This window comes from Bradyrhizobium sp. NBAIM08 (genome assembly GCF_020193935.1).
Lineage (GTDB): Bacteria > Pseudomonadota > Alphaproteobacteria > Rhizobiales > Xanthobacteraceae > Bradyrhizobium > Bradyrhizobium yuanmingense.
The window spans coordinates 1-382 of record NZ_JADYVR010001363.1 but is presented as its reverse complement, the minus strand read 5'-3'; the positions used below and the strand labels follow the sequence as shown (position 1 = coordinate 382).

The 382-nt window shown below is 60.5% G+C and carries 1 protein-coding gene; it reads left to right on the top strand.

Translation table 11 applies throughout. The features are described 5' to 3' along the window. Positions 1-184 precede the first annotated feature (184 nt). A partial coding sequence (locus I6F37_RS44935) for a hypothetical protein (RefSeq protein WP_225155122.1) occupies positions 185-382 on the top strand: 198 nt, incomplete at its 3' end.

Sequence of the window (382 nt, the reverse complement as noted above, 5' to 3'; positions counted from 1 at the left end):
TCGACGCACTGGCTGTCACATGCCGGACCTACAGTCGAATACGCGTGAATGAAGCGCAGGGTCGGATTCCTGCGTACCGGCGGTGCTTGTTTGTCCTACAGCAAGTTGCGGCGGCACACGCATTTGAATCCGGCGGGGGGAGACCTAGAGTGAATCCCACGCACAACCCACTGAGGAGATGGTCATGAGCACGAATACCTGGACGCAATATGTAGCGATGGACGACGCCGCTCTCGAGCCCGGCTTGCTGCAATCGGCGCTGAACAACATCGAGGATTGGGACGACGACTTCGACCTCGGCGAAGAGCCGGATCTCGACGACCTCGACGATCTCCGGCTCGAGCAGGCCCTTGAGCGCCGCTTCGACGTCGTCGGTCAGCTT